Below are 19,205 nucleotides of genomic sequence, written 5' to 3' on the forward strand. Positions count from 1 at the left end.
CGGCTGACCGCCCGGGCGACCCTGGGCGACGGCGACGTCGACCGCGTTCTGGACGTCATCGCCGCGAACCGGCCCGTGACGTGAGCCGGTCGTTCGACTGACGGGGCTCGGCCGACCGGCGCCGGGACGGGGCGCCTTCGCCGGACCGGCCCGGCCCGGCCCGGTTCGGCCACCACCGGCCGACCGCGACGGGAACGGTAGTCTTGCGCGTGGACTGGAAAGCCCTCCGGGATGTGGGAGGCGGTAGCGGCCGTGTCAGCACGTGGTGAGGACCCCGAGGTGCCCGAACCGGCTTCCGGGTCTTCCTCCGCTGACCCCGGACGCGCCGAGACCGGCGAGGAGGGCGGGAAGAGCGAGGGCTCCCCGGGGGCCGCGGAGGAACCCGTGACCGGTGCCTCCTCCGGGGACGCCTCCCCCTCCGGGGGTGGAAGGCCCGGCAGCGGCTCCTCCGACGGTGGAGCGGACGGCTCCGGCGGTGAGGACGCCGGTGGCACGGACGACGGCGGGGGCTCCCCGAGGAAGCGGCGCCGACGCCGGGTCGCGGTCGCCGTCTCCCTCACCCTGGCCCTGCTCCTGACGGTGGTCCTGGTGCTTCCCCCCACCCGTGAGGGCCTGGTCTCCCTGTGGTGCGAGGTCACCGGCGGCGTGTGCCCGACCCAGGAGTTCCCCCCGATCACCGAGGAGGAGCAGACCGGCTGGCGGGTCCGGATGGAACCGGAGGACGCCGCCCTGTGGGGCAACTACGTGGCCCTGGGCGACTCCTACTCCTCCGGCGACGGCGCGGGCGACTACGTCCCCGCCACCGCCGAGCAGGGCGGCTGCTGGCGTTCGGAGAACGCCTACCCCAAGGTCATCGAGGAGGAGTTCGACTTCGCCGGTTCGCTGGCCTTCTACGCGTGCAGCAGCCACGAGGGCTCGGAGATGCTCGAACAGGTCGGCGCTCCCGAGTCCCAGATCGAACGGGTCACCGAGAACACGTCCCTGGTGACCCTGGGCATCGGCGGCAACGACCTGGGCTTCATCCCCGTCCTGCGCACCTGCATGGTGCGGATGCCGCTGCTGGAGAGCAGCGTCTGCGTCGAGCAGGAGGAGGAGATCGACAAGCGGATGGAGGAGTTCGAGAAGATCCTGACCGAGATCCTCGGGGAGATCCACGACCGCGCACCCGACGCCCGCATCCTCGTCCTGGGCTACCCGCGGCTGTTCCCCGAGGAGCCGCCGGGCATGTACTACACGCTGACCAAGAGCGACCAGCTGTGGCTGAACGGACTCGCCGAGCGGTTCAACGAACTCATCCGCGACGTGGTCTACGAGGTGGACGGCGGCGTGTACGGCGCGCGCGAGACCGGCAGCGTCGAGTACGTGAACACCTTCTCCGCCCTGAGCGGGCACGAGGTGAGCACCGAGCGGGCCTGGCTGAACGGGATCGTGCTCGACCAGCTGGGCGAGGGCCTGCGCGTGGACCGGGCCAGCTTCCACCCCACCGCGGAGGGACAGCTGTCCATCGCCGAGCGGGTGCGCCTCCAGATCGTGGAGGGCCCCGAGCGGGTGCTGTACGTGTCCCGGGAGACCCTGGACAACGTCGACCCGGAGCAGCTGCGGTCGGAGTTGGGTGGTCCGCTGGACCCCGAGTTCACCCCCGACCCCTCCGAGGCACCCAGCGCCGAGGCCGACGGCGCCTGACCGGGCGGAAAGCCGTCACGGTGCCGCGCCGCGCCCCGTGGCTTCGGCTGGTGGCCTGACCGAACACGTCGCCGGTGTTACTGGAGTGCTTCCACCCGGGATGAACGGCGGACCAGGGGACCCTTCCGATCACCGCACCGGCGCTGGTGCGGGGGTGTGGGACACCGGGGGCCTCCGGCCCGGACGGACGTCGCGGTCCGCACCGGTGCCGAAGACCCCCTTCCGTCTCCGTGTGCGTCGGGCGGGACGGCACCGACCCGTCGGTGCGCCTAACGGCCCGCCCGGAGCTCCCCGACCACCTCGGCGAAGCGGTCCAGACCCCAGTTGAGGTCGTCCTCGCTGACCACGAGTGGCGGGGACATCCGGACGGTGGAGCCGTGGGTGTCCTTGACCAGGACTCCGTGTTCGGCGAGCCGCGTGCACAGCTCCCGCCCTGAGGCCAGCGAGGGGTCGACGTCGATGCCCGCCCACAGGCCGATGCTGCGCGCGGACACCACGAGCCCGTCGCCGACGAACTCCTTCAGCCGGCGCTTGAGCACGTCGCCCAGACGGCGCGCGTTCTCCAGGTAGGGCCCCTCGGTCAGCATCCGCACCACGGTGCGCCCCACCGCGCCGGCCATCGGGTTGCCGCCGAAGGTGCTGCCGTGCTGACCCGGCCGGATGACACCGAGCACGTCCTCGTCGGCGACCATGGCCGACACCGGCAGGATGCCGCCGCCCAGCGCCTTGCCGAACAGGTAGGCGTCGGGGACCACACCGCTGTGTTCACAGGCCCGGATGGTCCCGGTGCGGCCCAGGCCGGACTGCACCTCGTCGGCGATGAACAGCACCCGCTCGCGGTCGCAGACCTCCCTGACCCGGGGCAGGTAGTCCGGCGGCGGCACGATCACGCCCGCCTCCCCCTGCACCGGTTCGATGAGGACCGCCGCGGTGGTGTGGTCGATGGCCGCCTCTAGGGCCGCGGCGTCCCCGTAGGGCACCGACCGGAACCCCGGCGTGTACGGCCCGAAGCCCGTCCTGGCCTCCGGGTCCGACGAGAAGGAGACGATGGTGGTGGTGCGCCCGTGGAAGTTGGCGCCCGCCACGACGATGGTCGCCTCGTTCTCGGGCACGCCCTTGACCTCGTAGGCCCACTTGCGGGCCACCTTGATGCCGGTCTCCACCGCCTCGGCGCCGGTGTTCATCGGCAGGACCCTCTCCTTGCCGACCATGTCGGCGAGGGCGCTGACCCACGGGGCGAACTGGTCGTTGTGGAAGGCGCGGCTGGTGAGGGTCACCCGGTCGAGCTGCCGGTGCGCNNNGTGGCCGAAGTTCATGGCCGAGTATCCGGCCAGGCAGTCCAGGTACCTTCTGCCCTCGACGTCGGTCACCCAGGCGCCACGGCCCTCGGCGATCACGACGGGAAGGGGTGCGTAGTTGTGCGCCGAACGCGCCTGTGCGAGCGCGATGTGCTCCGCGCCGGAGAGTGCCTCTCCACCGGGGTCTCCGGCAGAGTCCCGCTGTCCCAGGTTCTGGGTGTTGCTCATCTAGCCGCTCCGATCACCATTGACCGTTGTCAAACGAGTGATACCCACCGTGGGGACGGATCGCGCCCTCCGGCGGGAGGTCTCCAAGAGTTGAGCAGATGATCCGGTGAGCCCACAAGGGGTGGGATCCGTCACAGTTCACGGGCCCCGCCCGAAACCCCAGGCGCGCGCAACGCCCCGCACACCCTCTGAGCGGGGCGGTCCCGTCCACCGTGACCTGCGATAAAACCCCTGGTGACGCGCTCCACAGCCCCAACGGCGATCGGGCCGTCGCCTGAGGGGTACCGTCGCACCAACAGCCACTCCGCCGCCGCGAGCTCCGAGCCGTGGACGGCCCGTCGACCGTGTCAGGGAGGTCAGGCGTGTCCACCCCCGCGTCCTCGGACCCATCCTTCTCCCTCGCCCGCCTGTTCGCCGCCGTCACCGACGCCGTGCCCGAGCGGACCGCCCTGGTCGCGGGCCCCCGGAGGCTCACCTACCGTGCCCTGCACGAGCGCTCGGTACGCCTGGCCCGCCACCTGGTGGGAGCGGGTGTACGCCCGGGCGAGCACGTCGCCGTCCTGGCCTTCAACCGCGCCGAGTGGATGGAGTCCTTCCTGGGGATCCTGCGCGCGGGAGGGGTCCCGGTCAACGTCAACTACCGCTACGTCGCGGGCGAGCTGCGCCACGTCCTGGCCGACTCGCACGCGGTCGCCCTGATCGCCGAGGACGCCCTGGTCCCCGCCGTGGCCACGGTCCGCTCCGACCTGCCCCGACTCCGTCACGTGCTGCTCATCGCGGACGGCTCCGCGCGCGGGACCGACGGGGTCGACTACGAGGACGCCCTGGCCTCGGCCCCCGACGACGCGGTCCTGCCGCCCACCAGCGGCGATGACCACTACCTGCTCTACACCGGCGGCACGACGGGCTACCCCAAGGGCGTGCTGTGGCGGCAGGCGGACATCTTCCGCGCGGCGCTGGAGCGCCGCGCTCCGGGCGCTCCCCGCGCGCGGACGCCCGAGGACGTGGCCGAGCGCGCCGCCCGCTGCTTCCCGCAGCGCATGATGGTCCTGGGACCGCTCATGCACGCGGCCGGACAGTGGAACGCGCTGAGCATGCTGCTGTGCGGCAAGCGGATCGTGCTGTCCACCGACCGCAGTTTCCGCCCGGACCGGGTGCTGGAGACGGCGCACCGCGAGGGTGTGCACGTGCTCCAGCTGGTGGGCGACGCCATGGCCCGCCCGCTGGCCCGGCACCTGCTCACCGAACCGGGTCTGTGCCCCGACCTGGCCTCGGTGCGCTCCGGCGGCACTCCGCTCACCCCGGCGGTTCGTGCGCTGTGGCGTGCCTGGCGCGAGGACGTGTCCCTCTCCGACGCCTACGGGGGCTCGGAGACGGGTGTGTGCGGCTCGGCGACCGCCGCCGAACAGGACGACCGGGGGCGGGAGCCGACGCCGGTCGGGTCCTCCGACAGCCGCAGCTTCACCATGGGCGGCAGCATCGCGGTGCTGGACACCTCCCTGCGCCCGCTGCCTCCGGGATCGACGGAGGTGGGGCGGATCGCGCGTACCGGCCGGATTCCGCTGGGCTACTACAACGACCCCATCGCGACCGCGCGTACCTTCCCCACCGACGCCGAGGGGCGCCGCTGGGCGCTGTCGGGCGACTTCGGAACGCGGGACGGGGACGGCTCGATCGTGCTGCTGGGACGTGGCAGCGCGGTCATCAACACCGCCGGGGAGAAGGTCTACCCCGAGGAGGTGGAGGCCGCGCTGAAGGCGCACCCCTCGGTGGAGGACGCCATCGTGGTGCCCGCACCCGACGAGAGCCTCGGGCAGCGGGTGACCGCGCTGGTCTCGCTGGCCCCGGGAGCCCGGCTGGAGGAGGCGGAGCTGCGCGCGTACTGCCGTGTGCGGCTGGCGGGGTTCAAGGTGCCGCGTACCGTCCACTTCGTGGACCGGGTGCGGCGTACGGCGGTCGGCAAGCAGGACTACCGCTGGGCGTCGTCGGTCGCCCGGAGCGGCACGGCGACCGGCGGTCCCGTCCTCCCGCTCTCGCCCTGAGTGTTCGGCGTGCCGTGGCCCGGGGCCGGGCCGCGGTGTCGCTCCCGACCGTGGAGGGCGCCCTCGGGGGCGTGCCCTCGTCCGGCCCGGCCCTCCCCCACCGTTTCCCACCACGGGGACCGAATCCACGGACCTCCACACCCCCTTCGTGCGGAACTCCGCACCGAGAAGGTAGGGAACCCCTCATTTCGGGCACAAGGTCAATCCGCACGTGTCCAGCCGAAACAGGGGTTCCGCGTGCTTTCGAAAGCCCTCGACCCACTCGGCCACCGCTAGACTGGCGTCGCCTGGTTCCGGGCCCCACGGTCACCTCTCCCCCTGCTCCGGTTCGGTCGGTACCTCCCGACCGAGACGGGCGGCTCCCACCGTGCATCCGGCCGGAACCGTGGAACGCGTGGACAAACCCCTGACTCACCCTCCACCCGTGCACACGGTGCGCGTGCGGTGGCACCACTAGGACGGAGGACGGTGCGCTCGTCCGGGTTCCGGCCCGGGCCGCGCCCAAGAACCCAGATGCCCAACTCAGTAGGCAGCTACATCTTCAACGCGGTGCGCGGCGGTGCCGTGGGCGCCTCGGAGGCCCTGCCCGGCATCAGCGGCGGCACGGTCGCCCTCATCGTCGGCCTCTACGACAAGCTCATCGGCGGCGCGGGCCACATGGTCAGCGGAATCAAGCGCTACGTCACCGACGTCCCGCGCGGACGCGGGAGGGAGCGCGCGCAGGAGCAGTTCCGTCAGGTGGACTGGAGCGTGCTGGTCCCCGCCCTCGTCGGCATGGTGGTCTTCCTGGGACTGGCCGCCGTCGTGCTCGCCCCGCTGGTGGAGGCCCACACCCAGTACGCGTACGCGCTGTTCTTCGGGCTGGTCCTGGCCTGTCTGTGGGTGCCCTACACCGGCGCGGGCAAGCGGTGGCGGGCGTGGCACTACCTCGTCGCCCTGGTCTTCGCCGCGGGCGCGTTCTTCCTGACCGGCCTGCCCGGCGCGAACCTGCCCGCCCACCCCGTGGTCGTCTTCCTCGCGGCGGCGGTCGCCATCTGCGCCCTCGTCCTGCCCGGCCTGTCCGGATCGTTCATCCTGCTCACCCTGGGCCTGTACGAGCCCACGATCGGCGCGGTCGGGGACGCGGACGTGGCCTACCTCGCGGTGTTCGCGCTCGGCGCGCTCACGGGCCTGTCGCTGTTCGTGAAGATGCTCCAGTACCTGCTGGAGAACTTCCACCACATGACCCTGGTGGTCCTCACCGGCCTGATGGCCGGGTCCCTGCGCGCCCTGTGGCCGTGGCAGGACGAGGACCGCACCATCCTGGCCCCCACCGACGTCCCGGTGACGGTGACCCTCATGGTGGTCGGCTTCGCCATCGTGGCCGCGGCCATCGTCTGGGAGCGCCGCAAGCAGCGGAAGCAGGAGCCCGAGCACCACGGGGTGCCCACGGGCGTCTGAGAACGGGAACGACGATCTCATGGGAACGAGTCTGCTGGCGACGGAGGGCGGGACCATCCACGAGTACGAGGGGTTCATCGGGTGGGTCCTGAGCCTGATGGAGGTCCTGGGCGAACCCGGGGTCGGCGTGGCCCTGCTGGTCGAGACCTTCTTCCCTCCGGTGCCCAGCGAGGCGGTCCTGCCCGGCGCGGGGTTCCTGGCCTACTCCGGGCAGATGAACGTCTGGCTCGCCATCACGTGGGCGACGGTCGGCGGCCTGGTCGGCGCCTGGGGCTTCTACGCGGTCGGCGCGCTCCTGGGCCGGGAGCGCACGGCCTGGCTGTTCGAGAGGACCCCGCTGCTGGAGATCGAGGACTTCCACAAGGCCGAGCGCTTCTTCGCCCGGTACGGCGGCGTCGCCGTCCTCCTGGGTCGGTGCGTGCCGGTGGTGCGCAGTGTCATCTCGGTACCCGCGGGAATCGAGCGGATGCCCCTGTTCAGGTTCTCCCTGTACACGGTCATCGGTTCCGTGGTGTGGAACTCGGTCTGGATCGGCCTCGGATACGCCTTCGGCCCCACCATCGAGCCCGCCCTGGCCCGGTGGAGCGGCATGATCAGCAACATCGTGCTCGTGATCATCGGCCTGCTGGTGCTGTGGTTCGTCGTCGCCCGCGTCCACAGGCTGGTCAGGAACCGCCGGAACGAGGGCACCTCCGCCTGAGCGGCCTCCCGACGCGGCCAGCCCTCCCCGGGCGGGCCGCGTCGGCTCCCGCTGGGTATCCTTCCCGGAGCACACCACGACACATACCGACCGGGTCCGCCGCGGCGGACCCGGGGCGCGGGGTGCCGGACACGGTTCCGGCTGAGAGCACACCCGTCGAACCTGCCCTAGTTAGCACTAGCGAAGGAACGCCATGAGCGCGTACAACATCGTGTCCATCGCCGGAAGCGACCCCAGCGGGGGCGCGGGCGTCCAGGCCGACCTCAAGGCCTTCTCCGCGCACCGCACCTTCGGGATGACCGTGGTCACCGCGCTGACCGCCCAGTCCACGCGCGGCGTCACGGGGGTCCACCCCGTTCCGGCGGAGTTCGTCGCCCAGCAGATGGACACCCTGTTCACCGACGCCACCGTGCACGCGGTCAAGGTGGGCATGCTGGGCACCTCGGAGGTCACCGAGGCCGTGGCCGAGGCGATCGACCGTTACGGGCTGCCGAACGTGGTGGTGGATCCGGTGATGGTCGCCAAGAGCGGCGACCGGCTGCTGGAGACCGCCGCCGTCGACGCGCTGCGCACCAAGCTCCTGCCCCGCGCGGACCTGCTCACCCCGAACCTGCCCGAGGCCGCGGACCTGCTGGACGAGCCCGAGGCCACCGACCTGGCGGCGATGCGCGCCCAGGCGGGGCGGCTGCTGGAGCTCGGCCCGCGCCGGGTCCTGCTCAAGGGCGGACACCTGCCCGGGGAGGAGAGCGTCGACATCCTCGTCTCTCGGGAGGAGGACCCCGTCGAGTTCCGCGCCCCGCGGGTGGCCACCCGCAACACGCACGGCACGGGGTGCACGCTGTCCTCCTCGATCGCGGCCCTGATCCCGCGGCGGACGGACGTGGCCGCGGCGGTCGGAGACGCCAAGGACTACCTGACGGAGGCGATCCGGCGCGCGGACGGGATCGACGCCGGAGGCGGCCAGGGTCCGGTACACCACTTCCACGCCTGGTGGTAGGGGCGGCGTCCCCTGGTGGCACCCGGCCGCGCGGACGCGAGGAGGGGACCGGCGCCGTGCCGGTCCCCTCCTCGCGTCCGCGGTGGGACTACTTGCTCACGTCCTCCATGAGCTTGTCCGGGTCCCTCCAGTCCGGGTGGGCGAAGAACCTGCGCGTCTCGGCCACGATGACCGGGGACAGCAGCAGGAGCCCGATGAGGTTGGGCAGGGCCATCAGGCCGTTGGCGATGTCGCTGAACAGCCACACCGAGTCGAGGCTGGCGACCGATCCGACGAAGATGACGGCGATGAACACGATCCGGTACGGCGTGACCAGTTTGCGTCCGGCCAGGAAGACCACGCAGCGCTCGCCGTAGTAGGCCCAGCCGAGCAGGGTGGTGAAGGCGAACACGGCCACCGCGATGGCCACGACGTAGGTGCCGACCGGGGCGAGCGCGGGGGTGAGGTTGCCCAGGCCCTCGGCGACGGCGCTGCTGGTCATCAGGGAGCCGTCCTCCCTGGCTTCGCCCTCGGCCTGCCAGGCGCCGGTGATGATGATGACCAGGCAGGTCATGGTGACCACGATGAGGGTGTCGATGAAGGTCTGGGTCATCGAGACCATGGCCTGGCGGACCGGCTGCCTGGTCTTGGCCGCGGCGGCGGCGATACCGCCGGTGCCCAGGCCCGACTCGTTGGAGAAGATGCCGCGGGCGAAACCCTGCTGGATGGCGAGCATGAGGCCCGCGCCGGCGAAGCCGCCCGCCGCGGACGTGCCGGTGAAGGCGTCGGTCACCACGAGATGGAGCGCGGGCAGGATGCCGTCCCAGTTGACGATCAGGACGAGCAGGCAGGCACCGACGTACCCGACGATCATGATGGGCACCAGCCCGGAGGCGACCCGGCCGATGCTCTTGATCCCGCCGAGGATGACGGCGCCCGCGATGATCGTCAGCGCCAGGCCCACCATCCAGTTCTCGAGCGGCGTGATGTTGGTGATCTGGTCGGCGACGGCGTTGGACTGGGTGCCGTTGCCGATACCGAAGGAGGCGATGGTGCCGAACACCGCGAACGCCACGCCCAGGGTCATGCCCAGGCCGCCGGGGAGCCCGTACCTGAGGTAGTACATCGGCCCGCCGCTCTGTTCACCCTTGGCGTCGACGCGGCGGAACTTCACGCCCAGCAGGGCCTCACTGTACTTGGTGGCCATGCCCAGGAGACCGACCATCCACATCCAGAACAGGGCGCCCGGGCCTCCCGTGCCGATGGCGAGGGCGGCACCGCCGATGTTGCCGACACCGACGGTGGCGGCCAGGGCGGTGCTCAGCGCCTGGTAGTGGGAGATGTCGCCCTGGACGGACTCGTCCTCCTTGCGTCGGACGAGCGCCAGCCACAGCGCGTGCGGCAGACNAAGAGTTGGAGCAGGCGCAGGCGGATCGTGAGGAACAGGCCGACGATGAACAGCAACGGGATGAGGACGAAGGGCCCCCAGATGATGTCGCTGAGGATGCCCGCCATTTCGAGGAGTTGGTCCACAGGGGGTCTCCCTATCGGTGAGTGTGTGGGGACGGGGTCGCCGGTGCTGCCGTACGTGGGGAGCCGACACCCTCGCGATCGCTTCGGCGCTGGTGAACACCCGCGATACCGGCAAAGAATCGCACCGGCGCGTCACAGGCGAATAACGCGTGTTCCACATGCCGGTTTCTTTGGGAACTCGTACGTCCCTACGTACGTTCGCGCGGCGTCAGGCGCCGTTCTCGTCACTCTGGGCGAGGGCGAGCCTGCTGAGGGCGGCCGCGACCTCGGCGGGGTCCGCACCCCGTCCCACCGCGACGCCCATGAGGTAGGTGGTGAGGGGAGCGGCGGGCCGGGCGACGGAGTGGGCGGCGTCCCGGGCGAGATCGAGCACCCGATCGACGTCCTCCTTCCGAAGCGGTTCCGTACCGGTCAGGTCCAACTCTCTTCGGACCGCTTCCGCCCATTCCACGAGGGTCACCACATGACTCCTTAGAGCAATATATTGGTTACTTACAGCGATCATATCCACCGGAGCGTCACCCTGTGGACACGCGGGCACACGAGCTCGGTCACCGCCCGCTCGGCCTGCCCACGCCTGGTCTTCGGGTGCGGTTCCCCCGCGCCCTGACCGAGGTTCACCCCACGAGCCTAGCGTCGGAGTCAGCCATCCCCCGGCGTTGGGAGCCGCTCGTATGTCCCCGGACGAAACCCGAGAGCCGCTGCGCGTGGCGATCGTGACCGAATCCTTCCTTCCCCAGGTCAACGGGGTGACCAACTCCGTGTGCCGTGTCGTCGACCTGCTGGCCGACCGCGGCCACGAGGTCCTGCTGCTGGCCCCGGGCCCCGGCCCCTCCTCCTACGCGGGTTTCCCCGTGGTGCGCCTGCCGTCCCTGCCGCTGCCCCTCTACCGGGGTTTCCCCATGGGACTGCCCGCCCGACGCGTGATGACCGCGGCGATCCGCGCCTTCTCCCCCGACGTGCTGCACCTGGCCTCCCCCGCCCTGCTCGGCTCGGCGGCCGTGGAGACCGCCCGCAGGTGGGCCCTGCCGACCGTGGCCGTGTTCCAGACCGACCTGCCCGGCTTCGCCGGCCGCTACCGCCTTCCCGGCCGGGACGCCCTCTGGTCGCTGCTGCGCCGTACGCACGCGGCGGTGGACCGCACCCTGGTCCCCTCCTCGGCCACCATGGAGACGCTGTCGGATCGGGGGTTCCCCCGGCTGGACCTGTGGCGTCGCGGTGTCGACACCCGGCGCTTCTCCCCCGACCACCGCGACGCGGAGCTGCGTCGCGGGCTCGCGCCGGGCGGGGAGGCGATCGTGGGTTACGTGGGGCGGTTGGCCCGGGACAAGCGTGTGGAGATGCTGGCACACGTGTCCCGGCTGCGCGGGATCAGGCTGGTCGTGGTGGGTGACGGCCCCGAACGCGCCCGTCTGCGCAGGATCCTGCCCGACGCGGTGTTCACGGGGCAGCGCACGGGCGGGGAGCTGTCGCGCCTGTACGCGTCCATGGACGTGTTCGTGCACACCGGCGCGGACGAGACGTTCTGTCAGGCCCTCCAGGAGGCACTGGCCTCCGGGGTGCCGGTGGTGGCCCCGGCCTCGGGCGGACCGCTGGACCTGGTGCTGCCCGAGCGCAACGGGCTGCTGTACGCGCCGGACTCGGCGCGGGAGCTGCGGGTGGCGGTGGGGCGGCTCGTCCACAACCGNCGGGGCGCCCGCCCGTCGGTGGAGCACCGCACGTGGGACGCGGTCGGCGAGCAGCTGCTCGGGCACTACCGGGCGGTGATCGCCTCCAGCGCGGAACTGGCCGCCCGGGGCGTCGGGTCCGGAGGCGGAGCCGCGGAGGGGGCCGGACGTGTTCCGGCCTCCCCCGGAAGGAGCGGCCGGGGGAGGCCGGAGACTGGTGCGTCCGCCCCGCCCCCTTACACGGGGCGGACGCCGGAACGGTCTAGCTGACCGTCTGTGGTGCGGTGGCCTCGGGGCGCGCGGGGACCGGGGTCGACGCTCCGGTGAGCAGCTCGTCCAGGACCTCGGTGAGGCGGTCGAGGTGGTCGCGGATCCAGGGCAGCGCCAGCGGGTCGGTGGCGGCCAGGGCGGCGTAGCGCCGTTCCTCGCTGTCGCCGTAGAGCAGGCTGGTGGCGACCCGCATGCGCAGGGCTCCGGCGCCCTCCCCGAACTCGGCGGCGGGCAGCACTCCCATGCCGAAGCGGTCCAGCAGCAGCCCGGTCAGGTCCGGCCCGGTGGCCACTCCGTGCAGGGCGGCCAGCTGTTCGCGGGCCGGTTCGAAGTCGGGGTAGAGGTAGAAGGCCGCCCGCGGCGCGGACACGGTCGCGCCCGCGCGGACGAAGGCCTCGGTGACCGCGCCCGCGACGATGCCGTGCAGGCGGCGGCTGCGGTCGATGTGGTCGAGGAGTTCGGCGGGTTCGGTGAAGGCGTGGGCGGCGGCCTCCTGGACGGGTGCGGCCGGACTCGACCAGATCTCGCTGGCCACCCCGAGCAGTCCGCCGCGCAGGCGGTGGCCGATCTCGGAGTCGGGCAGGCGCAGGACGCCGATACGCCAGCCGCCCAGGGCCAGGTTCTTGCTCAGGCCGGTGGAGATGACGGTGCGCTCGGGCGCGTACTCGGCCGGGCTGTGTACCTCGGTGGCTTCCCCGCCGGGGTCCGCCGGGTGGACGAGGTCGCGGTAGATCTCGTCGGAGATGATGACCAGGTCGAGTGCGCGGGCCACCTCGCACAGGTGGCGGACGGTGTCGGCGCTGGCCACGGTCCCGGTCGGGTTGTCGGGCAGGGTGACGACGACGGCGTTGACCGTGCGGCCCTGTTCGCGTGCGGCGGTGACGGCGGCGTGCAGGAGGTCGGGCTGCGGTACGCCGCCCTGGCCGGTGGCGGTGGGGACCATGACGGGACGCTGGCCCACCAGGCGGCTCTGGGCGGCGTAGCTGACCCAGCTGGGCGCGGCGATCGCGGTGTCGCCGCCGATCTCCAGCAGAAGGCTGTAGAGGAGCGGCTTGCTGCCGGGCCCGGCGATGACCAGCGCGGGGTCGGTGGGCAGCCCGCGGCGCTCCCAGTACCCGGCGGCGGCCTCGCGCAGGGCGGTCGACCCCGCGACGGGACCGTAGGCGTTGGCGCCGTTTCCGGCGGTGAGCCGGTCACGCATGACCGGGTGGACCGGGAGTCCGGCCTCGCCGAAGCCCAGGGGAAGCACGCGGACCCCCTGGCGGCGCTTCTCGGCGAGGGCTTCGTTCACGGCGAGGGTCGCGGACACAGTGACGGTCATCGATGACTCATCTCCGGCTTGTCGTGGAATGCGTGGCCGTCGCCACCTGGGGCGATGGTCTCTCACCACACACACTGCCCATCTCACCCCATCAGCACAAGCGAGCCTTTTCGATGCTGAGCGTAAGCTCTTCTTATGCTTGATCTGCGCCGACTGCACATCCTCCGTGAGTTCAGCGTCCGGGGCACCATCGCCGCCACCGCGAGCGCCCTCGGTTACACGCCCTCAGCCGTCTCCCAGCAACTGGCCACGTTGGAGAGGGAGGCGGGTGTGGCACTGCTGGACCGCTCCGCGCGGGGCGCGGAGATCACGGACGCCGGACGGCTCCTGGTGACGCACGCCGAGGACATCCTGGCTCTGGTGGAGGCGACCGAGTCGGTGCTGGCGGAGCAGTCCGGCCGTGCCCTGGGCGTGGTCACCGTCACGGCCTTCCCGACCGCGGCGGTGGCGTTCGCGCCCCTGCTCGTACCGCTGCTGCGCCAGCACGAGGGGATGCAGCTGCTGTTGCGCCAGACCCTGACGGCGACGGGGACCCAGCAGGTGCGTTCGCGCGAGGTGGACATCGCTTTGGTGGACGACTGGTCCGGGCAGCATCCCGGGCGCGGTCCGGACAGCGGGCTGCGGCACGTCAACCTGATGCGCGACCCGATGGTGCTGGCGGTTCCCGAGGAGCATCCGCTNNNNTTGGAGAGGTTGCTGAGCGAGTCGTGGATCGTGACGCCCGAGAGTGAACGCTCACGCTACGGCACGGACCGGCTTCTGTCCGAGGTGGGCGGGCTGCCCTCCGCGGCATGGGAGTTCGAGGGCCTGGGGACGGTCCTGAGCCTGGTCTCGCGCGGGATCGGGATCGCGGCCGTCCCGGCCCTGGCCATGGCGGGCGCACCGGCCGGGCTCGTCTACCGGAAGCTGCCCGCCTCCGCGCCCGAGCGGCACGTGTACGCGGTGGTGCGTCCGGCGGCCATGAGGAGACCGGCGGTGCAGGTGACCCTGACGGCCCTGCGCGACGCGTCACAGCAGGTGAACCGGGAGATCGCCGGGACCACCATCTCCTGATCCCGGTGGCCGGGGGCTGGGGTCGACGCCGTTCCGGGCCGGTGGCCGCCGGTGAGCCCGGGGGTGGGCCTCGGGGCTGAGAATCCTGGGGGTCCTGCTCGGAGTCCTGGGCCCGGCTCCCGCACGGGCCGTCCACAGCCCGGAACCCGCTCTGGCGCGGTCGTGTCCGCCCACGGTTCAATGGAAAACGGGGGGCCACCCCACCCCGTCCGTTTCGGCGTGCCCCGGTCCCGCGGCCGGGTGCGGGGCCGCACACGACGGGTGGTCCGACCCCGGGGTCGGACCACCCGTCGTTCACCCGTCCTTGCGGCGCGTTCGATCGATGCGGCGGCGCAGTCGACGGCACACGTGGAGCGCTCGGTCACGGTCGTCGCGGGCGTTCCACCATCGTGCGTAGGCTTCCAGTCTCCGTTTTCGCAGTGCCTCCAGCTCGGCCTCCATCCGGTTCACCCGGTGCTCCAGGTCGATGCGTTCGCGTTCGAACACCGACATGTCACGCTCATGGAACCCCGCCTCGCGTTCGGCGCTGACGAGCCGTTCGGTGAGGCCTTCGGCGACGTTTCCGCCCCGGGCGATCCGGCCGCGACCGGACTGTGCACTGATGCCTTCGAACCACACAACATCTTGTGTATCCCGCAGCGGGGCAACATCACATTTCGCTACGCAAAGAATACGGAAAGTGGCAAAGGCTGCATTTCGGACAAAACGCCCCCGCTACACGGCGACCATCCTCTCGGCCCGCGGCGGCGCCTCCTGGCGGAACCGGGTGTAGACGCCCTCGAACCGCTCCAGCGACCGATGGTGGTCATGCCGCCGCGCGAGCTCACGGCTGGCCGCGCCCATGGCACTCCGGGTCTCCTCGGACCCGAGCACGGCGATCAGCCGGTCCGCCATGTACGCGGAGTTGCCGGGCGGGAAGAGGAAACCGTTGCGCCCCACCTCCACCAGGTGCGGCAGCGCCATCGCGTCGGCGGCCACCACCGGCAGACCGGTGGACATCGCCTCCAGGGTGGCGATGCTCTGCAACTCGGCCACACCCGCGATGGCGAAGACGTCCCCCGCGGCGTACACCGACGGCAGGTCCTCGTCGGGAACGAACCCCAGGAAGAACACCCGGTCCGCCACGCCCAGCTCCTTGGAGAGCGCCCGCAGTTCCTCCTCGCGCTGGCCGGTCCCCGCCAGGACCAGCTGCGCGTCCCGCTCCGGCACGATCCTGGCCAGCGCGCGGATCGTGTCGTCGATCCGCTTCTCCTCGTCGAGCCTGCCCACGAACACGACCGTGTCCCGGTCGGGCAGGCCGAACCTCAGGCGCGCCGCCGCCCTGGCCCGCCGCGGCCGGGGACGGAACCGCTCCAGGTCGATCCCGCACGAGATGGCCTCGACCTCGCGCGCGAACCCCTTCTCCCGCAGCAGCTGGGCGGCACGCGGGGTCGGTGTGGTCACGTGGTCGGCCTCACCGGCCACCCGGACCATGTCGTTCCAGGCCAGCGTCCCCGCGGCCTGCTGCATGGAGGAGGGGATCCGGGCGTGCGCGTACAGGTTGTCCGGCATGAAGTGGTTGGTGAGCACCACCGGGACGCCCGCGGCCCTGCCCCTGCGTATCGCCGAGCGGCTGAGCGGGAAGTGGCTCTGCGCGTGCACGACGTCGGGATCCAGGCGCTGCACGATCCTGGCGATGTGGCCGCCCATGCCCAGGGGAACCGCGGCGCGCATGCTGTCCTGGAGGGGGATCAGCATGGAGCGCAACCGGTGCTCGGTCACCCGGTTGTTGACCCGCACGTGGGGCTCACCCCCTTCGGAGGGGCACACCACGTGGACCTGGTGCCCGCGTTCCGCCAGCCCCTCGGCCAGGCGGTGGGTGAAGTATCCGGCACCGTTGACGTCGGGAGGGTAGGTGTCGCTGGCGATCAGGACACGCAACGGACGGGCCATGGTGGCACTCCTTCGTTCAGCGTTCGGGTATGCGGATGGTCGTCTCTGGGTTGCGGTAGCGCGCCTGTGCCAGCGCGATGGTCCCGGCCACGGCGAGGCAGGCGAAGACCAGCGCGCCGAACCGTGCGGGAGCGCTCTCCGGCACCCCCTCCCCGAGGAGGAGGACGCCGATACCCACGCCGACCACCGGATCGGTGACCAGGAGGGTCGCGTAGGCGGCCGAGAAGTGCCCGCTCCGGTAGGCGTTCTGCATCAGGAGGGCTCCGAAGACCGCCGTGACCACCGCGAGCGGGGTCAGCCAACTGAGCAGACTGGTCCAGTCCTCCTGGGCGTTGGCGGCCAGGACCCGTGCCAGACCGGACGTGGTCCCCATGGCCGTTCCGCCCGCGAGGGCGAGCAGGAGGGCGCGGGCTCCGCTGTTCATCCAGTGCGCCGTGAGGTGGATGGCGGCCCCCGCACCGAGGGTGACCGCGGCGAGTCCCAGTGCCGCGCCCGTCGTCATGACCGGGGCGGTGGAGGAGTGCGGGAAGAGGGAGATCAGGCCGACGAGGCCCACCATGACGACGGTTCCGGCGACGATCTGGGAGAGGCCGACCCCGCGGCGGTTGAACAGGGCCGACAGGACGATGGCGAACAGCAGGCCGGTCACACCGATCGGCTGGATGATGGTCAGCGGCGCGCTGCTGAGGGCGACCAGGTGCAGTACCGATCCGACGACCGCCGCGGCGCTGCCGACCATCCAGCGGGGCTGGCGCAACAGGTGCAGCAGGAATCCCGCACGCGCCACCTCGCGGCCGGGGGCTCGCACAGCGTCGCGCTCCTGGAGGGCGGACCCGAACGCGAGGGTGAACGCCCCCGCGACGGCGATGAGGATCGGCGGCAACATCAGCGCCACCAGCCCACGGGCGTCCCCCGGCTCTCCAGCATCGCCGCACCTCCTGGCACTCGGTTCTCCCTGTTGGGGCGGTTGTCTCTGGTCTCCCCGGTGTAGCTGCTACCCCGGGCCCCTCTCGTTCCCCCGGTTTCGCCGGTTTCCCCGAGTCAGCTGGTAGACCCCAGTCCCCTGGGTTCGCCGGTTTCCCTGGTTCTCCTTGCTTCTCCCGTGGCGCCTCCGGGCCACGGACACGACCACAACGCTAGGGACGGGCGCCGCGTCCCGGCGATAACGCCACCCCCACGTTCCACCGTGGTGGTAACCCCACGAAGTCGGTGTGATGGCCTACGGAAACCATCGCGCCGATCCGGGAAACCGCAGCGTCGTCACCCTCGGGGAGCGGGTACGGGACGGCCGCGAAGGATTTCGGGGGTGTGCCCGCGCGGAAGCTCATGGCACTATGTCCGGTATTGGTCTAGACCGGATAGGAGCGGTTACCCGTGCCTGACACCTCCCCCTTCTCCACACACCCCCTCGTTCCCCGTCCCGCCGCGGCGGCCACGGGCGGAACCGGAGGCCTCACACTCACCGCGTCGACCAGGGTGTCCGCCGATCCCGACGCCCGTGGCACGCTCACGTGGCTCCAACGTGAACTCGGGGCGGCGACCGGTCTGCCCCTGTCCACCGGTGACGAGGCCAGCGCGCAGGTCCGGCTGAGCGTGGACTCCGAGGCGGGTCTGGGACGCGAGGGCTACCGGCTGATCGTGGACGGCGAGGGGGCCATCATCGTGGGCAACGACCCCGCCGGTGTGTTCTACGGCGCGCAGACCCTGCGCCAGCTGCTGCCCGCCGACGTCTACCGCGACGCCCCGGTGGGCGGCGCGGAGTGGACCCTGCCCGCCGTGAGCGTCACCGACGCGCCGCGTTTCCGGTGGCGGGGCGTGATGCTGGACGTGGCCCGCCACTTCGTGCCCAAGCGCGAGGTCCTGCGGTTCATCGACCTGCTGGCCATGCACAAGCTCAACGTCCTGCACCTGCACCTGACCGACGACCAGGGGTGGCGCGTGGAGATCCGCCGCTACCCGAAGCTGACCCGTGACGGCTCCTGGCGGACCCGGAGCCAGGTGGGCGCCAGCAAGCCCCCGGTGTTCGACGACCGCCCGCACGGGGGCTTCTACACCCAGGACGACATCCGCGAGATCGTCGCCTACGCCGACGCCCGGCACGTGGCCGTCGTCCCCGAGATCGACGTGCCCGGCCACTCGCAGGCCGCCATCCACGCCTACCCCGAACTGGGTGAGAGCGGGCTGATCCCGGTGGGGACCCAGTGGGGCGTCTCCGAGGAGGTGCTCGCGGTGACCGACGAGGTCCTGGAGTTCTACCGCAACGTCTTCGACGAGTTGATGGAGCTGTTCCCGAGCACGTACGTCCACGTGGGCGGCGACGAGTGCCCCAAGACCCAGTGGAAGGCGAGTGAGTCCGCGCAGAGGCGGATCAAGGAGGAGGGGCTGGCCGACGAGGACGCGTTGCAGAGCTGGTTCATCCGCCAGCTGGACGCGCACCTGACCTCGCGCGGTCGCCGTCTGGTCGGGTGGGACGAGATCCTGGAGGGCGGACTGGCCGACGGGGCGACCGTGATGTCCTGGCGCGGCGAGGAGGGCGGCGTCGCCGCCGCCCGCGCCGGTCACGACGTGGTCATGAGCCCCACCCACACCTCCTACCTGGACTACCGGCAGTCCGAGGCCGACGATGAACCCGTCAAGGTGGGCACGCTGCTGCGGGTCGAGGACGTCTACCTGGCCGAGCCGGTGCCGTCCGGTCTGACCGAGGAGGAGGCCGGGCACGTGCTGGGCGCGCAGGTGAACGTGTGGAGCGAGCACCTGGACACGCCCCGCCGGCTGGACTACATGGTGTTCCCGAGGCTGTCGGCGTTCGCCGAGCAGGTGTGGTCGTCCGGTGAGCGCGACTACGCCGAGTTCGAACCCCGGTTGAGGCGGCACCTGGAGCGGCTCGACGCGGCCGGGGTGGAGTACCGGCCGCTGGAGGGGCCGCGCCCGTGGCACACCCGCCCGGGTGTGGTCGGCTGGGGGTGAGCGCGCCCGGCCGGTGATCGCGGAGGCGTTGTCCACGGGAACGCGGTGACGGGTTCGGGCTGAGGGGCTCCGCAGGTGGGCCACGGTCGACGGGC

General features: G+C 71.7%; 14 protein-coding genes, 1 pseudogene and 1 riboswitch. Of the genes and pseudogenes, 8 read left to right on the forward strand and 7 right to left on the reverse strand.

The window, feature by feature from the left end; genetic code table 11:
* The first annotated feature begins 252 nt into the window (after nt 1-252).
* Entirely contained in the window at nt 253-1,683 is a 1,431-nt protein-coding gene (locus tag D455_RS0106210; protein WP_040684545.1) for an SGNH/GDSL hydrolase family protein, read from the forward strand.
* A gap of 269 nt (nt 1,684-1,952) precedes the next feature.
* Here the strand turns inward: D455_RS0106210 and rocD are convergent, their stop codons facing one another.
* The gene (rocD, locus tag D455_RS0106215; protein WP_017569893.1) at nt 1,953-3,209 is read right to left on the reverse strand and encodes an ornithine--oxo-acid transaminase; all 1,257 of its coding nucleotides are present in this window, start codon (nt 3,207-3,209) and stop codon (nt 1,953-1,955) included.
* A gap of 362 nt (nt 3,210-3,571) precedes the next feature.
* Between rocD and D455_RS0106220 the strand changes: the two genes are divergently transcribed.
* From D455_RS0106220 to thiD, 4 genes are all read left to right on the forward strand, one after another.
* The gene (locus tag D455_RS0106220; RefSeq protein WP_017569894.1) at nt 3,572-5,251 is read left to right on the forward strand and encodes an acyl-CoA synthetase; all 1,680 of its coding nucleotides are present in this window, start codon (nt 3,572-3,574) and stop codon (nt 5,249-5,251) included.
* Between the two features lie 513 nt (nt 5,252-5,764).
* Entirely contained in the window at nt 5,765-6,691 is a 927-nt protein-coding gene (locus tag D455_RS0106225; RefSeq protein ID WP_017569895.1) for a DUF368 domain-containing protein, read from the forward strand.
* Between the two features lie 19 nt (nt 6,692-6,710).
* Nucleotides 6,711-7,391, forward strand: a complete 681-nt coding sequence (locus D455_RS0106230; RefSeq protein ID WP_017569896.1) for a DedA family protein — start codon at nt 6,711-6,713, stop codon at nt 7,389-7,391.
* Between the two features lie 108 nt (nt 7,392-7,499).
* Nucleotides 7,500-7,597, forward strand: a riboswitch (TPP riboswitch).
* Entirely contained in the window at nt 7,585-8,388 is an 804-nt protein-coding gene (thiD, locus tag D455_RS0106235) for a bifunctional hydroxymethylpyrimidine kinase/phosphomethylpyrimidine kinase (protein WP_017569897.1), read from the forward strand. (Overlaps the previous riboswitch by 13 nt.)
* 88 nt (nt 8,389-8,476) lie before the next feature.
* On the opposite strand, the pseudogene D455_RS29420 reads toward thiD, so the two are convergent.
* A pseudogene (locus tag D455_RS29420) lies at nt 8,477-9,900 on the reverse strand (alanine/glycine:cation symporter family protein).
* Between the two features lie 208 nt (nt 9,901-10,108).
* Nucleotides 10,109-10,360, reverse strand: a complete 252-nt coding sequence (locus D455_RS0106245; protein WP_026122371.1) for a DUF6457 domain-containing protein — start codon at nt 10,358-10,360, stop codon at nt 10,109-10,111.
* Nucleotides 10,361-10,574: 214 nt separating this feature from the next.
* Between D455_RS0106245 and D455_RS29425 the strand changes: the two genes are divergently transcribed.
* Entirely contained in the window at nt 10,575-11,837 is a 1,263-nt protein-coding gene (locus D455_RS29425; RefSeq protein WP_017569899.1) for a glycosyltransferase family 4 protein, read from the forward strand.
* Here D455_RS29425 and D455_RS0106255 read toward each other — a convergent pair.
* Nucleotides 11,830-13,158, reverse strand: coding sequence for a pyridoxal phosphate-dependent aminotransferase (locus tag D455_RS0106255; RefSeq protein WP_017569900.1), 1,329 nt, complete (start codon nt 13,156-13,158; stop codon nt 11,830-11,832). The genes D455_RS29425 and D455_RS0106255 overlap by 8 nt on opposite strands.
* 135 nt (nt 13,159-13,293) lie before the next feature.
* Between D455_RS0106255 and D455_RS0106260 the strand changes: the two genes are divergently transcribed.
* Nucleotides 13,294-14,211 carry a LysR family transcriptional regulator gene (locus D455_RS0106260; protein ID WP_017569901.1) on the forward strand — a complete coding sequence of 306 codons (918 nt, stop codon included), beginning with the start codon at nt 13,294-13,296 and terminating at the stop codon, nt 14,209-14,211.
* Nucleotides 14,212-14,505: 294 nt separating this feature from the next.
* Here the strand turns inward: D455_RS0106260 and D455_RS0106265 are convergent, their stop codons facing one another.
* The 3 genes from D455_RS0106265 to D455_RS0106275 form a co-directional block, all read right to left on the reverse strand.
* Nucleotides 14,506-14,829 carry a hypothetical protein gene (locus tag D455_RS0106265; protein ID WP_017569902.1) on the reverse strand — a complete coding sequence of 108 codons (324 nt, stop codon included), beginning with the start codon at nt 14,827-14,829 and terminating at the stop codon, nt 14,506-14,508.
* 96 nt (nt 14,830-14,925) lie between these two features.
* Nucleotides 14,926-16,143 (reverse strand): glycosyltransferase, encoded by a 1,218-nt coding sequence (locus D455_RS0106270; protein WP_017569903.1) that lies wholly within the window; start codon nt 16,141-16,143, stop codon nt 14,926-14,928.
* Between the two features lie 16 nt (nt 16,144-16,159).
* Nucleotides 16,160-17,038: a DMT family transporter gene (locus D455_RS0106275; RefSeq protein WP_017569904.1), complete on the reverse strand. Its 879-nt coding sequence runs from the start codon at nt 17,036-17,038 to the stop codon at nt 16,160-16,162.
* A 479-nt stretch (nt 17,039-17,517) separates the two neighbouring features.
* Between D455_RS0106275 and D455_RS0106280 the strand changes: the two genes are divergently transcribed.
* The gene (locus D455_RS0106280) at nt 17,518-19,110 is read left to right on the forward strand and encodes a beta-N-acetylhexosaminidase (protein ID WP_017569905.1); all 1,593 of its coding nucleotides are present in this window, start codon (nt 17,518-17,520) and stop codon (nt 19,108-19,110) included.
* Nucleotides 19,111-19,205: the final 95 nt, after the last annotated feature.

Origin of the sequence: Nocardiopsis halotolerans DSM 44410, assembly GCF_000341065.1 — a bacterium.
Classification (GTDB): domain Bacteria; phylum Actinomycetota; class Actinomycetes; order Streptosporangiales; family Streptosporangiaceae; genus Nocardiopsis; species Nocardiopsis halotolerans.